The organism is Pediococcus ethanolidurans (assembly GCF_964062635.1).
GTDB classification, from domain to species: domain Bacteria; phylum Bacillota; class Bacilli; order Lactobacillales; family Lactobacillaceae; genus Pediococcus; species Pediococcus ethanolidurans.
The window spans coordinates 760,070-775,428 of the sequence record NZ_OZ061250.1; the positions used below are offsets into that span (position 1 = coordinate 760,070).

General features: G+C 38.0%; 16 protein-coding genes. 12 read left to right on the forward strand and 4 right to left on the reverse strand.

Features of this window, described 5'->3' with window-relative positions; all coding sequences use genetic code 11:
- Positions 1 to 249: 249 nt before the first annotated feature.
- Together AB3219_RS03810 and AB3219_RS03815 are read left to right on the forward strand one after the other, a co-directional pair.
- On the forward strand, positions 250 to 438 hold the full coding sequence (locus AB3219_RS03810) for a hypothetical protein (RefSeq protein WP_367369315.1): 189 nt from the start codon (positions 250 to 252) through the stop codon (positions 436 to 438).
- A gap of 165 nt (positions 439 to 603) precedes the next feature.
- Positions 604 to 1,905: a D-serine ammonia-lyase gene (locus tag AB3219_RS03815; protein ID WP_367369316.1), complete on the forward strand. Its 1,302-nt coding sequence runs from the start codon at positions 604 to 606 to the stop codon at positions 1,903 to 1,905.
- Positions 1,906 to 2,080: 175 nt separating this feature from the next.
- On the opposite strand, the gene AB3219_RS03820 is transcribed toward AB3219_RS03815, so the two are convergent.
- The 3 genes from AB3219_RS03820 to bacA all read right to left on the reverse strand — a co-directional run bounded on the left by AB3219_RS03820 (position 2,081) and on the right by bacA (position 4,617).
- Positions 2,081 to 2,959, reverse strand: a complete 879-nt coding sequence (locus tag AB3219_RS03820; protein WP_216763231.1) for an IS3 family transposase — start codon at positions 2,957 to 2,959, stop codon at positions 2,081 to 2,083.
- Positions 2,956 to 3,681 carry a transposase gene (locus AB3219_RS03825; protein WP_367369288.1) on the reverse strand — a complete coding sequence of 242 codons (726 nt, stop codon included), beginning with the start codon at positions 3,679 to 3,681 and terminating at the stop codon, positions 2,956 to 2,958. Before AB3219_RS03825 ends, AB3219_RS03820 begins: the two co-directional genes overlap by 4 nt.
- A gap of 588 nt (positions 3,682 to 4,269) precedes the next feature.
- Complete coding sequence (bacA, locus tag AB3219_RS03830) at positions 4,270 to 4,617, reverse strand: bacteriocin 51 precursor BacA (protein ID WP_253953748.1); 348 nt, start codon at positions 4,615 to 4,617, stop codon at positions 4,270 to 4,272.
- 645 nt (positions 4,618 to 5,262) lie between these two features.
- On the opposite strand from bacA, the gene AB3219_RS03835 reads away from it, so the two are divergent.
- Positions 5,263 to 5,547, forward strand: a complete 285-nt coding sequence (locus tag AB3219_RS03835) for a DUF5626 family protein (protein WP_367369317.1) — start codon at positions 5,263 to 5,265, stop codon at positions 5,545 to 5,547.
- Positions 5,548 to 5,613: 66 nt separating this feature from the next.
- The gene (locus AB3219_RS03840; RefSeq protein WP_216763238.1) at positions 5,614 to 6,687 is read left to right on the forward strand and encodes an IS30 family transposase; all 1,074 of its coding nucleotides are present in this window, start codon (positions 5,614 to 5,616) and stop codon (positions 6,685 to 6,687) included.
- A 171-nt stretch (positions 6,688 to 6,858) separates the two neighbouring features.
- On the opposite strand, the gene AB3219_RS03845 is transcribed toward AB3219_RS03840, so the two are convergent.
- Positions 6,859 to 7,380 (reverse strand): helix-turn-helix domain-containing protein, encoded by a 522-nt coding sequence (locus tag AB3219_RS03845; protein WP_367369318.1) that lies wholly within the window; start codon positions 7,378 to 7,380, stop codon positions 6,859 to 6,861.
- Positions 7,381 to 7,547: 167 nt separating this feature from the next.
- On the opposite strand from AB3219_RS03845, the gene AB3219_RS03850 reads away from it, so the two are divergent.
- The 8 genes from AB3219_RS03850 to AB3219_RS03885 all read left to right on the forward strand — a co-directional run bounded on the left by AB3219_RS03850 (position 7,548) and on the right by AB3219_RS03885 (position 15,324).
- Entirely contained in the window at positions 7,548 to 8,234 is a 687-nt protein-coding gene (locus AB3219_RS03850; RefSeq protein WP_260365145.1) for a hypothetical protein, read from the forward strand.
- A gap of 65 nt (positions 8,235 to 8,299) precedes the next feature.
- A complete protein-coding gene (locus tag AB3219_RS03855; RefSeq protein WP_216754528.1) occupies positions 8,300 to 8,575 on the forward strand; it encodes a hypothetical protein in 276 nt (91 codons plus the stop codon).
- 17 nt (positions 8,576 to 8,592) lie between these two features.
- A complete protein-coding gene (locus AB3219_RS03860; protein WP_367369319.1) occupies positions 8,593 to 8,733 on the forward strand; it encodes a hypothetical protein in 141 nt (46 codons plus the stop codon).
- 133 nt (positions 8,734 to 8,866) lie between these two features.
- Positions 8,867 to 11,380 carry an excinuclease ABC subunit UvrA gene (locus AB3219_RS03865; RefSeq protein ID WP_263749518.1) on the forward strand — a complete coding sequence of 838 codons (2,514 nt, stop codon included), beginning with the start codon at positions 8,867 to 8,869 and terminating at the stop codon, positions 11,378 to 11,380.
- A gap of 148 nt (positions 11,381 to 11,528) precedes the next feature.
- Positions 11,529 to 12,680 (forward strand): hypothetical protein, encoded by a 1,152-nt coding sequence (locus tag AB3219_RS03870; RefSeq protein ID WP_260365143.1) that lies wholly within the window; start codon positions 11,529 to 11,531, stop codon positions 12,678 to 12,680.
- 371 nt (positions 12,681 to 13,051) lie between these two features.
- Positions 13,052 to 13,966, forward strand: coding sequence for a DMT family transporter (locus tag AB3219_RS03875; protein WP_260365142.1), 915 nt, complete (start codon positions 13,052 to 13,054; stop codon positions 13,964 to 13,966).
- 158 nt (positions 13,967 to 14,124) lie between these two features.
- Positions 14,125 to 14,772, forward strand: a complete 648-nt coding sequence (locus AB3219_RS03880) for a hypothetical protein (protein ID WP_260365141.1) — start codon at positions 14,125 to 14,127, stop codon at positions 14,770 to 14,772.
- 18 nt (positions 14,773 to 14,790) lie between these two features.
- A complete protein-coding gene (locus tag AB3219_RS03885; RefSeq protein ID WP_367369320.1) occupies positions 14,791 to 15,324 on the forward strand; it encodes a hypothetical protein in 534 nt (177 codons plus the stop codon).
- Positions 15,325 to 15,359 lie beyond the last annotated feature (35 nt).

Here is a 15,359-nt window from a genome sequence, read left to right on the forward strand (position 1 = left end):
GTGTATAAGTACCTTGATTTTGTTGAAGCTAATCGACAGTTATTATCAGACAAATAGTCAGTTGTTTTATTTACAGTATTCTATAAACGATCCTACGATAAGTTCTTTAGCACTTTTTTGTTTATCAATTTTGTTATATACAATTGCCATTATTCAACCACTTAGAGCACACTATGCGATACAAAACATGGCAGTTGTGAGATCAAAGAAAACCGAAAGCAAGCGTGTTTTAATTGATTGCTCAAATCTTTGGTTAGTGATCATGATAACAACAAGTATCTGGGACGCACTATGCTATGGTCATATTTTTTGGCAGGGAATAGTTATTTTCCTAGTGGGATATTTGTTGAGTTGGTTGTTGGTGATAAAAATAAAATTGAGCAATTTGTTAGTTGTATTGTTAGTTTTGGTTCAAATCTTGGTACGACTGGTACTTAGACTATAAAGCTGAGAATTAATTATATGACCAATTCTGTTTGTGAATTTTACAAAGTACTGTTGATAACTTAAATTTGTGTTGAATTACCTTAGACCACTTAAAAAAAGAAGTCATTGTTGTTATACTGGATAACGTACAAAAACAAGAATAGGGAGATCTAGAGAATGAATGTCGATGCTTTGATCGAAAAGTACCCAGAAGTAAAAACAATGCAGGAGTTAAAGCCTTTTTTCTGGCGTAACCCTGATTATGGTAAGAAAGCTGATCTTTCAATTGGAATTGCAGATGTTTTTGATGCTGAAGCACGTTTCCATCGATTTGCACCATACTTTGAAGTAGCTTTTCCAGAGACGGTGGCGACTCATGGAATCCTTGAGTCACCATTAATAGACCTTCCAGACATGAAGGTTCGCCTAAATAAAAGCTTTACAAATGAAATTGAAGGTGGCTTGTACCTCAAAGCTGATAACTACTTACCAATTTCCGGTTCGATTAAGTCTCGTGGTGGAATTTATGAAGTCTTGAAATTCGCTGAAAAAGTGGCCATTCAAGAAGGCGGCTTGATCTATGAAGACAATTACGCCGTATTAGCCAGCAAGAAGTATCATGATCTTTTTGCCAAATATGGAATTGCGGTGGGCTCAACTGGTAATTTAGGTCTTTCAATTGGAATTGTAGCGCAAAGATTAGGCTTTCGAACTTCAGTTCATATGTCAGCCGATGCTTCACAATGGAAGAAAGATAAGTTACGTTCCTTTGGTGTGAATGTAGTGGAGTACAACGATAACTTCACACATGCGATTACTGAAGCTCGCAAGTCGGCTGCAGCTGATCCAATGACTTATTTCATTGATGATGAAGGTTCATATGATTTATTCCTCGGTTATTCGGTTGCCGCATTGCGACTACAAGCCCAATTAAAATCCCAGGGAATTAAAGTTGATAAGGATCATCCTTTGTTTGTATACTTACCAGCTGGTGTCGGTGGCAGTCCAAGTGGCGTTACCTTTGGTCTAAAGAAGGTTTTAGGCGAAAATGCACATGCTATTTTTGCAGAACCCACACATATCCCTTCTGTTACCTTAGGGATGGTTACTGGTTTAAATGATAAAATTTCTGTTTATGATATTGGCATTGATGGCACAACTAAAGCTGATGGTTTGGCTGTTGGTCGCGCATCAAGAATTGCTGGTAAAAATATGCGGACTTTGTTATTAGGAACGGCAACTTTCAAAGACGAAGATATGATGAAAGATGTTGTCCGTTTGTATGACACTGAGAAAATTGGATTGGAACCTTCGGCAGCTGCTGGATTTACAATTATGGATCGGTCGCTAGAAAATCTATCGGCTGATTTCCCAATGAAAAATGCTAATCATATTGTTTGGGCAACCGGTGGTAGTATGGTACCAAAAGAAGACATGGAATGTTATCTTGAAATTGGTCGTGAAGAATTAGCTAAATAATGAATGAAAAGGGTAACTACTAGTTCGATTAGATTCTTAATTTATCTAATTAACGATCAAATAAGAAATATTCAAACTCAAAACTCAAATCCAAAATTTTATTTATTTTAAGTCAAAAAAGACTCCTGATGCAGGCGCGGCTCCTTGTCAAGTAGACAGTCAAATAATTAAAATCTTATGCATTTTTTTGAACGGCATGATTCCGGTATTCTTCCGGAGTCATGCCGTTTAGTGTTAGTTGGCGTCGTTCCGTATTATGCCATGCAATGTACGTCTTGATGATGCCGACAAGTTCGATTTCTGAAAGAGGTGCTTTGAAAGCCAATTCTTCTGTTTTCAACTGGCTCCAAAAACACTCCATTGCACTGTTATCACCTGGTGTTCCTGGGCGAGACATGCTGTGCACGATGCCTTCTCCGGATAACAGGGTGTTATAACTACCAGAAGTGTAAGCCGAGCCTTGATCGGAATGAAGAAATTGAGGCTTCACACCGTGGTTTGCTTTCAAGGCTTGCGTGATCGTTTCTGATACTAACTGCGTTGTCTCTGTGCTCGCTACACACCAGGCAATAATGCTGTGATCATAAAGATCTTTGATAGCGCTCAAACGTAATCGTTGTTTCTTACCTGGTCCGAATCTTAGCTCGCTACAATCAGTTACCCAAGTCATGTTTGGTTGCTCAGGAGCGAAATCGTGGCTGCCGTCTTCATGAAGTAATTTATTGGCGAGAATATACTCCTTCTTTTCTGCTTTACGATCGCGTTTGGCCACACGAATCGATGATTGAATACCGTTACGACGCATAATGCGCCGCACACGTCCTTGACTGATATGATAAGGTGTTTCCTTATTAAGATACATAGTCATCGTACGAACACCATAAATATAATTTTTTGACTCTTCACGTGCGATGATATAGGCCAAAATTGCTTTATTTTCGAGTTCTTGCGCTGTAACCTTGCGGTGAGTCCACTTGTAGTATGCAGCACGAGATACACCAACATATTGGCACATGAAACTAACCCCATACACTTGATTTGTGTCTGGGTTTATTTTTTTGGTAAGTGCTTGAACCGTGAGGTACTTTTCTTCTGTAGGGCATCCATCCTTTCGAACTCTTGGAGTTTTTTTAGCACAGCGACCTCTGTGGAGATATTGGCTAACCGTGCCTTGAGACGCTTGATCTCTAAATCTTTTAGTTCCAGTTCAGTCAACTGACCAGTATCTTCCTTGGCCTTACCGCGGCGGTCTGCGAGTGCGTCGGGACCACCTTGCTTGAACTTTTTGACCCAAGCATACGCTTGGCCATAGGACACGTTAAAATGAGTAGTCGCGGCAACATAGTTCATCTCGTTGGCAATGATCCATTGTGCGATCTCGATACGTTCGACCTGTTCTGTCTTTCTGCCATCTTTCATTGGGATAGTCCTCCTAGTGGTTGTGAGTACTTTACCACTAGTATACCGTTTGACCCACTGGTAGATGACAGAACTATTGGGAATATGGTATTGTCGCGCAAGTTGAGGATATGATGTTCCACCCGCTAGATAGGCCTGAATCACCTCCATCATGAACCCCTTTGAATACGTTTGTTGTTGGTGTCGCCTTTGTAACGCCGCTACGCCACCTGCATCATAGCGTTCCACCCACTGAGCTATTTGCGAGGAGTGGACATCGTACTTCTTTCCAATGGCCCTGGCTGCCATTCCCTCCTTTATTAAATTAATATAGAAGAGTTTCTCTTCCACACTATATCTTGAACCCTTTCGACCCATAAAAAATACTCCTTCCTCAGCAGACAAGTTTTAATTATTTGCTTGTCTACCTTGGTAGGAGTATATCCGCATTTAATCGTCAGGGGTCTTTTGTTTTACTCATTATTTTTTGCTACGTGTATCAATATAGTTTACAAGCAAACACCACAAAATGAAAAGTATAAATGGTACGACAGTACTGTTATGAAAAACAAAGATCTCTAAAAGTACTAATATTATTGCTGTGCCTAATATAATTGTCCATTCTTTTGAAGTTCTTTTAAAAATTTCTTTAAAATAATCTAGCAATGATATTACCTCCGCCCTTAGTAATTTTGTCATCAATAGTTTTACGTATCCGGTAATATTTGAATATAATGTTTCCCTAAAGCTTAAGTAATTAATGATTATCTTGATTGATTCTGGCTTTTACCAATGAACGTAGAAGTGCTGCAATCAGAGAGATTGGTAAAAAGAAAACTAAAAATTTACCCAAATTCATTTTAAAAACAAATAAAAGTGTTAAACCATATAACAAACATAAAACTGTAAGTACAAAAGAAACTTTAGTTAATTTAGACTTCATATTCATATTAATCACCAATTTTTCTATTTAATAGTGTAGTGAAAATTACTTGAATAAGTTGCTGTAGAGTAGTTACTGAAATGTGCAATATATCGTAATTGTACACCTTTCTTTTTATTGACAGCTTTAACAAAAACTTTTAATGCTGCCACAGAACTGCCAAACGTATTACTGACAATCCAACCAGTAACACCTCCGATTGGAATTAAACTTGCGATAGCAGCGGGTGTTTTGAGCTTTTTATAATTACTCTTCAATTTTTTGCAAGTTTTGTAACTAACATGATAATTCATTTTATAGCAAGTATAGCCAGGGTGATTATGGTAGTACCGTTTACTTGAAGCATGAACAACCTTTGGTGAAAAAGGCATTACTGATACAGGAATACTTGCACAATAAGCATTAAACTTAAAAAAGCAATTACTAGCCTACTTAAGATCTTATTTTTCACAATATTTCCCCCAGATGTTAAATAATGTTGTTAGCTAACAACTTAAATTATGAAGAAATTAAGTATATATAGGAAGAACGCAACAGTTTACATGCTGTAACTAGTTGCTTACAATTACTGCTTTTGTTTGGTATAGGTTATTATCTCCGTCGCGTGTGCTACGTAATAATAATTAGTCTTATATCGTTCCATTAATTATTGCACAATTCCTGTATATGGACTTAATAACCGTAATCGCAGAAAATAAAAGGCAATTAATATAATAATTATAGTTTTTCACCCTGACCGGTGGAAAACTATTTTTATACACAAAAAAAGTTAAGGACACAAAAAAATCTTCAAGACTACGAGTACCAAATTCACCCTGAAGATTTTACATGATCTGTTCGTAGAAAGAGTGTGTTAAATTGAACTTCAATATATAGGAGACCAGGAGCAATAAGCAATTATTTAATTGTATGTTACTCCTTTTTTTGCATGTAAACTATTAGGTTACAGTGCGCAACCACTGGCTTCTTATCTATGTATATCAATAACTTTAACCTCAAGGCAGGAGGTTAAAGTTATGAAAAAAATTTATTTAGGTATACTTATTGGATTGGTGTTTTTATTGTTAGTGCCTGGGCATAACGCGAATGCAAAGTCGTTTACAATAGTTCATAATAATGTGGCTTCTTGGAATGCAAGTTATAAAATCAACGTTGTAAAAGGAAAAATTAAAAGTGCATCAAATGCTCGAGTTAGCGCTCGAATTGGTAAAATCACATCAAAAAAATTAAAAATTAATTCTACAAAAAGAGTGACTCTGTATATTACCGCAGATTTTATAATCAAGTTAGCCACCTTGTAAAAATGGTCAAATAAAAAGACACCAAGACGAAAAAATCAGGTATCATTGAAGTTCCTACACTAAACAATGAAAGAGGTTTTCGTCTTGGCGCAAGAACAGCTTACCATATCTCACTCAAAGGGTCATCATTTAACACCAATTGAACGTGGAAAAATTGCGGGATTGCTTGCTGCAGGCAAATCTGCTCGTCAAATTGCGACGGAACTTGGTGTTTGCCATCAAACTATCAATAACGAACTCAAACGTGGCTGTGTTCAACAGGTAAAGAAGATTAATGGTAAAGAACAGTACTTCAATATCTATGCTCCTGATACAGCTCAAATTCGTTATGAAATGAATCGTCAGCACTGTCATCGACCATTAAAATTCAAACACATTACTAATTTTTTGGCCTACTTTGATGATCATTTCCATCAAGATCATTGGTCACCTGATGCAGCAGTTGGCTTCGCCCACAAACATCATTTATTTAAGCGTACAGAGATGGTCTGCACTAAGACCCTCTATAACTATATTGATGCGCAATTATTAGAAATCCGCAATCTTGATTTGCTTGAGAAAACCAAACGGCGTACGAAACATCACTGGTCGCATAAACATCGACGTTTGATTGGTAAAAGTATTGAAGAACGACCTAAGCGTGTCGACAAGCGCAATGAATTTGGCCACTTTGAAATTGATACCGTGGTTGGTAAACGTAGTGGCCATGAAAGTGTCCTATTGACCTTCACTGAACGTAAAACTCGTTTTGACTTTATTCGTTTGATTGAAGGCAAAGATGCTGACTCCGTAGCCTATGCCATTAAAGGGATTTGTGCTGAATTTGGTGATCTGATCAAATCCGTTACCGCTGACAATGGAACGGAGTTCACAACCTTGGAAGAAGCTTTAACTGGCATTGCTGATATCTATTATGCCCATCCGTATAGTTCTTCTGAACGAGGAACCAATGAAACTCATAACCGCATGATTAGACGTTATTTACCTAAAGGATATTCATTAGATACAATTAGTCCTAAGACTGTTGCCCTGGTTGAAGCACGTCTCAACCAACTACCACGACGTATCTTAAAGTACCAAACACCTGAAAAAGCTTTTCAGATTGAAGCAGCGCGCGCTCGCAAAACTCGCATTGCTTAATCATTTATTCCAATCTTCAATAGATATTCTGACATGCCCCTCAACTTCGCCTGCGGGGTGGCTAACTTGTTCTTGCAATTTGCGCTCTGTATATTACACGTAAAGTCGCTAACATTTATTATCATGCTGAGCTGCAGGTAAATCTAGTTAAAGGGAAGCCACACATTAGAGTCATTTAGTTGGGTAAACCGTATTAGTACCCAGGTTTAGAAAAAGATCTGAAAAAATGACAAAAGAATTAGTGAGACTGACGAGGATTGCAATAATGCTAACAAGCATAATGGTTTTGTATAAACTATTGTATTTGTTGTTTCGCCACAAGACATACATGGGAACAAAAATACCTACAGGTGGAATCATGGTACTTATCAGTGAAACGATTAACAAAATAAGCCCTTCATCAGTATTTTGATAAAGCTTAGTATTAACGGTACTAAGCTTTTTTCGTTGCTCATTAATTTGGGCATCGGTCAGGTTCAACTTTTCTTTAAGCTCCTTCTTTTCTCTGATGAGGTCATCTAATGAAACTTTGTAAACATTACTTAAATCAATCAGATTATCTAAGTCTGGATAAGCACGTTCATTTTCCCATTTTGAAATGGATTGCCTGGAAATATGTAAGATAGTGGCCACTTCGTTTTGTGAATAGCCGCTATTTTCTCTGGCTTGTTTTAATTGTAGTGCAATTGACATTGTAATTTTCCTCGATTTCTTTCTAATACTACTGAATTTATACCAAAAACACCTCAATGTAAACCATTAGTGACAGTGTGTAAACTGTTGCGTTCTTCTCAAATATCCGTAGTTTTATCATAATTCTAGGTGTTAGCTAACAAAAACAAAAAGAGGAGACAATGAACATGAACAAAAGTAATGGTAGTATTTGGGTAAGGACTAATATCTATTTTTTGTTGGGTGTGCTAACTTTAAGCATGTTTTCAGCATTTGGTAATTCTTTAAATGAAATAAAAGCTCATGCTGATGAAACTCAAGAAAATAAAAAGATTGTTCTTCCAACAGAACAAATCAATGGAAAAATGAAGGACGTTGAGATACCGGAATCAAAATTCGATAGTCATAAAGCTAAAGTGGATAAAAGGATTTTTAAGAATCATCCAACTAAAATAAAAAGAAATAAAAATTCAACTACTTATTATGTTAGTAATCAGGCTCTTGAACAAATTATGAAAGACAATTCTCAAAATATGAACAAGCAAGCTTATACCATAATTCAAAATGCTTTATCACCTAGAACAAGTGCAAATGATGCTGTGAATGTAACTAATACAGTATTTATGAAGAATAGTGTATCTATATCCAGCGATGCTTACATGCCGAGTTCAAATATTGTGCCTCAATTGTTAAGAAGCAAAAAAAGTTTGATTAAATTTGGTAAGGGTAAAACAAAAGTTGTAAAAAAGAACGGATATATTTATATATATTTTAATAGTACACTTTCTAAAGCACTAGTAGCGGCTAAAAATCTTAGGATTTTTACGTTAGGGATCGCTATAACAGCTATAGTTTCTGAGAGTATGAGTACTTAAACAAACAAACAAACAAACAAATAACCAAACCAAATTAGGAAACAGTTTTAAGGATGGTCATATCAATGAGTGAAAAAGGATCAAATTTCAAGACATTAAAATATGCTCTCTATTTTGCAGTGCTTTGCCTTGCAGTAGGGCCTTGGTTAACGATTTTAAGACAAGAATTTGGAATCGGTGTTGCGGGAACCGGAATTATAGGAATCGGGACATACTTTGAGTTTTTACCGAGATTTCAAGGTAACTTTTTTAAAAGACTAGTAGGCGTTTTACTAACTTTTTCAGTCGCGGTAGTAGAAATTATTTATATGTTTTTAATATTAGCTTTGTTCAGAGTTTGATTTGGAGGGTGATTTAGATGGGATTATGGGTTTTGCTTGCGTCATTTATTGTCATGCTCGTTGGGGTATACTATGCGTTTAAAAAATGGCAGGTCAACAAATTATTGGCAGGAGTAGCTGCAATTGTAGCTGTAGTAGCATTAATTACAGTGATTTAATTAGTATAAGAAAAGTTGTTTTCCCAGCACATTCTGAAGTTCAATCTGAACTTCAGAATGTGCTTTTGTTATGGCCAATGATTTCAGCGCGTTATACTGAAAGAGAAATGAACAGAAAGAAGAGGCGTTCTAAATGGCAATTCAACATAAAGAAACCATCCCTGATAACATCGAGGTGATGGGAGCACATGTTAACAATTTAAAGAATCTCAACGTGACGATTCCCTTAAACGCATTTGTAGCGATTACGGGTAAATCTGGATCAGGAAAATCTTCGTTGGCAATGGGTGTCCTTTATGCTGAAGGTGCGCGCCGATACTTGAATTCTTTATCGACATACACCCGCCGTCGTATTAGCCAAGTTGGAAAGGCTAACGTGGATGAAGTAAAATATCTACCCTCTGCTTTGGCGTTGCGCCAACGACCCACGGTACCTGGTATCCGCTCTACAGTGGGTACGATGACAGAAAGTTTAAATGTCTTGCGCCTGATGTTTTCTCGGTTGGGATCCCATGTCTGTCCTAATGGGCATCGAGTTCCACCGACATTGGAAGTAGCCGAAAATATGGGTTATGTGATTTGCCCAACGTGTGGTGTGAAGTTTATGGCACCTGGCGCTGAAAGCTTTGCCTTTAATTCCGAAGGCGCTTGTCCAACGTGTAATGGGATTGGTAAAGTTCGTCAAATTGTAAAAGAACGTCTCATCCCTGATCAAACCAAAACTTTGCGAGAAGGTGCGGTTGCTTCATGGCGTTTGCCAGGCCGTAATTTTATGATTTATGTGGCGGAACAAATTGGCATTCCAATTGACACGCCCTTTAATCAGATGAGCCCCAAAGATCAAGAACAAGTTTGGCATGGTGCAAATAAAAAATACGCGATTAATATTCCGTCAAAAACGGGCAAGATTTTCCATATGGATAATGCGCAATTTGAAAATGCGTATGCAGCAGTTGAAGATAGTTTAGCCACCACCACTAATGAACGGGCAATTACCCGTTTAAATCGGTTTTATTCCTTTGATGTGTGTCCAACCTGTCATGGCAGTCGATTTGCACCTAAACTATTGGCAACCAAGTTAGCTGATAAAAATATCGCGGAAGTTTCTAAGATGACCATTACCGAATTAACGCAATTTATTCCAAAAATTGTGCCATGGTTACCTAAACAGGTACAGGTTTTAGGCGCTAGTTTGGTTGGTGAATTGAAAGACAGCCTTCAGCCAGTATTGGATTTAGGCTTAGACTATTTAACGTTAGATCGTGCTGGTGATACTTTGTCGACTGGTGAACTGCAACGAATTCAGCTTGGCCGAACGTTACGAAGTCAAACCACCGGTGTGCTTTATGTGCTGGATGAACCATCAGTCGGATTACACCCGGCCAACGTGAGTGGTTTAATCAAAATCTTACACCAACTTGTGGCCCAGGGTAATTCATTAGTCGTTGTTGATCATGATACACGCATTATTTCAGCGGCTGATTATGTGATTGAAATTGGTCCTGGAGCTGGTAAAAATGGGGGTACCGTTATTGATCACGGAACAGTTCCTACCATTCAAAAAAGTTCAAATTCACTGATTGCTCCTTTTTTAAATGGAACAGCTAAATTATTAGTTCGCAAACAAGTTTCTCAGAAACGATTGTTTGATAAAGGCGACATCGCGGTTGAAGTCTCTGATCGCTATAATTTGCATAACGTGACGGCTCACTTTCCTAAAGGACGTCTCAGCGTTGTGTCAGGTTATTCAGGGGCTGGGAAAACGACGTTAATTTTGGATAGTTTAATTCCGGCCATCAAAGCCGCCATTAAAAAGCAGCCGTTACCAAAGCACGTCACACATTTGGACCGTGCCCATATTCATCGCGTTGTGATGGTTGATTCTGTGCCAGTTGGAAAAAATGTGCGTTCAACGGTAGCTACCTATTCTGGCATTCTGGATACTTTGCGGGTTTTATTTGCGAACACAGCTGAAGCTAAACAAAGAAAATGGACGGCAAGTCATTTTTCATACAATGTCGGGTCAGGCGCTTGTCCAAATTGTAAGGGTACAGGAACAATTTCGCTCGATATTCAATACTTACCGGACATGGTCGAAACGTGTCCCGTGTGTCATGGCAAACGTTATAATGACGAAACTTTAGCGGTAAAGTGGCATGATTACAGTATTGCTGATATTTTAGCATTAGATGTGGAACACGCGTTACCTATTTTCAAAGAGGTTCCAGCAATCAGTACCATTCTAGAAAAACTGAATGAAATGGGACTGGGTTACTTAGTTTTAGGTGAAAGTACACCAATTCTTTCCGGCGGTGAAGCTCAGCGGTTGAAGTTAGTTTCACAAATGGGACGCAAACAAAGTGGAACCTTATTTGTTTTTGATGAACCATCTGTGGGATTGCATCCCCTGGATATTCAAACACTAATTCATGTGTTTGATCGTTTGATTGATCAAGGAGCTACCATTATTATCATTGAACATGACCTTGACGTGATTGCGAATGCCGATTATGTGGTTGATCTTGGGCCTAAAGGCGGTCAATTAGGGGGTCAAATTATTGCATCTGGAACACCGCAAGAAGTTGCCAACACAGCTAAAAGCGAAACTGGTAAATATTTGAAAGCTCACTTTGAGTTGTTTCAGTAAGTTGAAAGTTAGACTTTCATTTGGTTAGAGATAATTTTTTGCTTATGAAAGTTATAACCATACTGGATATTTTTTGCTATTCATGATATGCTTGAAACAGATGTAGAAAAGGCTTTCATATCTAATATTCATACTGGAGGAATGACCTATGCGAATTAACAGAAATGATTTATACGATTTATTGAGTTCAGACAATGGCCCGTTTGTCACAATGATTGTGAACAATCCGACCGATTTAAAAGAGATTCAACATACGAAGATCACTTTTAAGAACTTGATGAAAGAAGCAAAGGATCGACTTACCAAGATGTTTCCTGAACTTAACCATGAAACTTATTTAAGTAAATTTGAAATTTATGGCGATGATAATAGTTTCTGGTTAAATAGCAAAGGACGTTCAACAGCATTAATTGGCAATATGGATCAAGTAGAGACCTTCCAATTATCGGAAGATTATACAAATCAAGTTTCGGTTTCTCGTCAACCGAATGTGTTGCCAATCATTCAAGAATTACAAATGAAATTTGAATACTTATTAATTGCCCTGAACCAGACCTCATTTGAACTTTATCGTGGCAATGGTTACGAATTACAAAAGGTTCGCCTTGATGAAGACGCACCAAAAACTTTGAAACAGGCGTTAGGTGATAATGAGTTAGTTGGCGGTGAGGTTACGTTTAGAGGGGCGTCAAGTCACGGTGGTGATGTGGCGGTAGCTTATCATGGACATAACGAAAAGAGCCAAGAAGTTACGAATGACCAGGTTAATTATTATCAAATGGTTGATCAGTATGTGACAACTAATTTTGCGCATCCGGAGGGTTTGATGACAATTGTGTTTGCATTGCCAGAGAATCAGGCCAAATTCCGTCAATTGTCAAAAAATCAGAACTTGTCGCATCATTTGAAGATTGAGGAGTCACCAAGTGGATTGGGAATAAATCAGTTGGAAGATAAGATGCGGCCGGTAGCGCATAGGTGGTTTGAGCAGATTATGGATGTGCAAAAGCAGCGATATGAGACGGCTAAGGATAAGAATAAGGCGACGAGTGATATGCGCGAGTTGGTAAGATGTGCGGTGGCTGGTCAGATTGATACGTTGTTTGTGAGAAATGATACGACGGTAGTGGGTATGATTGATGAAGAGGGCAAGTTGGATACGAAGTCTGCGAAGGCGCTAGATAATAATTTGATAAATGATGTGGTGGACAAGACGATGCAGAGTGCGGGACGCGTGGTGTTGTTGGATACGGAAGATATGCCGACGGATAAGGTGGCGGCGGGAATATTGAGATATTAGTGCGCGAGACAAAACGGTAAAAGACAGATTCTAAGTGCGATGTATGCGGGAGAACTCCCGCAGTAATCGTGCTTAGAATCTGCCTTTTGTTTTGTCGAGCGGTCCTAGAGCTCAGAGGAAAAAAGCAGGGCAAGGAAATGCTGGATGCGGGGAGAATTCCCCGCTGGAAGCATGCTTATTTATTTACACTTGTTTTGTCGAGCGGTCCTAGAGTTCAGCAAAAAAACATGCTCACGATTATTTTTGTCTTATCGAATGTGCGTACTAACCGTTCCTATTTTCTTTCAAATCACCATTGCGTTGACTCTCTAATAGTCAGATAATTAGAAGCATAAATCATAATTTTGAGAGTCTTGATGGGGGACAAAAGCATGAGTAGGTCAACACGGGGAATTTTGTATGCGTCAATTGGCGCAATATGCTGGGGAATATCCGGTCCAATTGCACAGTTACTATTTTCGAACCACAACTTGAAATTAGGATGGCTAATTAGTTCGAAAATGCTATTTAGCGGTTTGATTTTACTGGTGTTTGGGTGGTTGCAGACGAAAAAACGGCCAAAGTTGTTTTCTATTTGGCATGATAAAAAAGCACTCGTTCAGTTAGTAATTTATACTATCTTTGGGATGACAGCTATGCAAGCAGTGTATTACAAAGCCGTGGAAGTTGGTAATGCGGCAACTGCCACAATACTTCAGTTTTTATCACCAGTGTTTATTGTGGTTTTTACCATTTTTCGATATAAGAAAGTACCGCGTCGTGGTGATGTGTGGGCGATTGTTGCAGCTTTGGTGGGAACCTTTTTATTAATTACTGGTGGTAATCCAACTAAACTAACAATTTCTCCAGCTGCTTTGTTTTGGGGTGTCATGACGGGAGTGGCGGCTGCGGCTTACGTTTTATTACCAGCAAAAATTTTGGATCAATATGGTTCGTTGTCGGTTTCGGCATGGTCCATGGTAATTGGTGCAATTTTGTTTATGTTTGTCCAGCCAGTTTGGCGTGACGTCCCTAAATTTGATTTATTGGGCTGGGCGGGTTACTTATTCATTGTTATATTTGGTTCAGTAATTGCCTATTTCATTTACTTAGAAAGTTTGGCTTATATTTCGGCCACCGCTACAGGGCTACTGGATGCCTTCGAACCTTTGGCGGCAACAATTTTTTCAGTTATCTTCTTGAATTTAGCGTTTGGAATTGTGGAAACAATTGGAACGGTGCTGATTTTGAGCACAGTGTTTATCTTGGCACTTGCCAATCGGCAACCATCCCAATCTATAAAGTAGTTGTTAGGACTGTTTATTCTATTAATGAATAAATGGTTTTTTTACTTATTTGAGGCTTCGTGGAAAATAATAAGATAACCTAGTTTATAGTTGTTTTACTTGTGCGAAGTGCTAATATTTAGGTAAATGGAAACGGTTTACATAGGGAGATGGTGCCAGTGCAGAATCGATATTTAAGACTATTGATGTACCTTGGTATTTGGCTGGGATTAAATATTTTATGGGAGTTACGAGCAACGATTCTTTATTCTGGTGTTAATTTTCCGTTCATGTTCATGGGAGTGATGGTACTTTCTTTTGCGCCCCTTATCGGAATCACGGTTTTATTGCTGATGACTTTATTTAAACGTCGTGAATTGAATTTAACAGCGCTAATCTGGTTGATTCTGGCTACCGTAGCTTCCAATCCACCGATTTATCTGCTGTCAACTAGTGTATTCAGTGTGATTACTGTTCTGATTTGTAATGTGTATCTGGCCGTCATTATTTGTAATCACGACCGCTCCTTAAAACATACAAGTCTCATTACTTGGACTTTTGCAGTTGTTTTCGTACTTTGTTTAATGTCGCCAAATTTAAGTGCTCGTTTTGCGATTAACGGATATTCAACGTTTAATTCAGCACTTAAAACCCACATTGGGTTAACAACTAAGCATAAAAATGAACTACAGCAGCGTGGTTCAACGACAATTAAACCACACCATCCCAATATTAAAATTTCGGGCGTAGGCGATATTGACATTCAGATTACTAGATTAGGACCTTTTTATTTTTCAACGATTGGGAATTATGTTTATGAATGGTGAACCATAGGGGGATACAAATTGCGCGAAAAATACGATAAATATTTATTAAGTGGCATGTGTTTTTTAGAATTTCTAGTTTTAGTAACTGGTTGGCAAAAGGTTAGCGGTGTTTGGAATTACTTTACAGGAGACATTCTTCATTCGTTCAAGGGTTATTCAAACATGTACACAATTTTAAACCCGTTTAACTTTTCGATTAGTACTAGTGGGTTGCATACCAATTACCCGTTTGCAATTAGTTATTGTTTGATACTTATTATTCAATATGCACTGATCTGGTATGCATTGTATCAATTTGCAACAGGTATGAAAGCTTATTTTCATTTACAAAAATCTGAACTAGCTAAGTATTTTAACCGAATTTCAACTACTTTTATAGGCGTTTTTGTGACTGTGGTTCTTTTGCAAATTATGGATTCTGTTTTAGCTAAACAAGTACGACTGTTTCGACCAGACTTTTGGTTCGGAATCATTGGTATCGTCTTTTTGGTAATTGTTTTTCATTATGTTGGCAGTATTATTACTAATACTAATAAATATCAGGACCATTAAGTTAACACATCACCGTTTTTAGAAAGGCGGGTGAG

Coding starts and splice junctions, on each gene's coding strand:
- AB3219_RS03825 (WP_367369288.1), bottom strand. CDS start 3,681: ATGGGTCGAAAGGGTTCAAGATATAGTGTGGAAGAGAAACTCTTCTAT.
- AB3219_RS03870 (WP_260365143.1), top strand. CDS start 11,529: ATGCGAATTAACAGAAATGATTTATACGATTTATTGAGTTCAGACAAT.
- AB3219_RS03840 (WP_216763238.1), top strand. CDS start 5,614: ATGAAAGAGGTTTTCGTCTTGGCGCAAGAACAGCTTACCATATCTCAC.
- AB3219_RS03850 (WP_260365145.1), top strand. CDS start 7,548: ATGAACAAAAGTAATGGTAGTATTTGGGTAAGGACTAATATCTATTTT.
- bacA (WP_253953748.1), bottom strand. CDS start 4,617: ATGCCTTTTTCACCAAAGGTTGTTCATGCTTCAAGTAAACGGTACTAC.
- AB3219_RS03875 (WP_260365142.1), top strand. CDS start 13,052: ATGAGTAGGTCAACACGGGGAATTTTGTATGCGTCAATTGGCGCAATA.
- AB3219_RS03845 (WP_367369318.1), bottom strand. CDS start 7,380: ATGTCAATTGCACTACAATTAAAACAAGCCAGAGAAAATAGCGGCTAT.
- AB3219_RS03835 (WP_367369317.1), top strand. CDS start 5,263: ATGAAAAAAATTTATTTAGGTATACTTATTGGATTGGTGTTTTTATTG.
- AB3219_RS03815 (WP_367369316.1), top strand. CDS start 604: ATGAATGTCGATGCTTTGATCGAAAAGTACCCAGAAGTAAAAACAATG.
- AB3219_RS03860 (WP_367369319.1), top strand. CDS start 8,593: ATGGGATTATGGGTTTTGCTTGCGTCATTTATTGTCATGCTCGTTGGG.
- AB3219_RS03865 (WP_263749518.1), top strand. CDS start 8,867: ATGGCAATTCAACATAAAGAAACCATCCCTGATAACATCGAGGTGATG.
- AB3219_RS03855 (WP_216754528.1), top strand. CDS start 8,300: ATGAGTGAAAAAGGATCAAATTTCAAGACATTAAAATATGCTCTCTAT.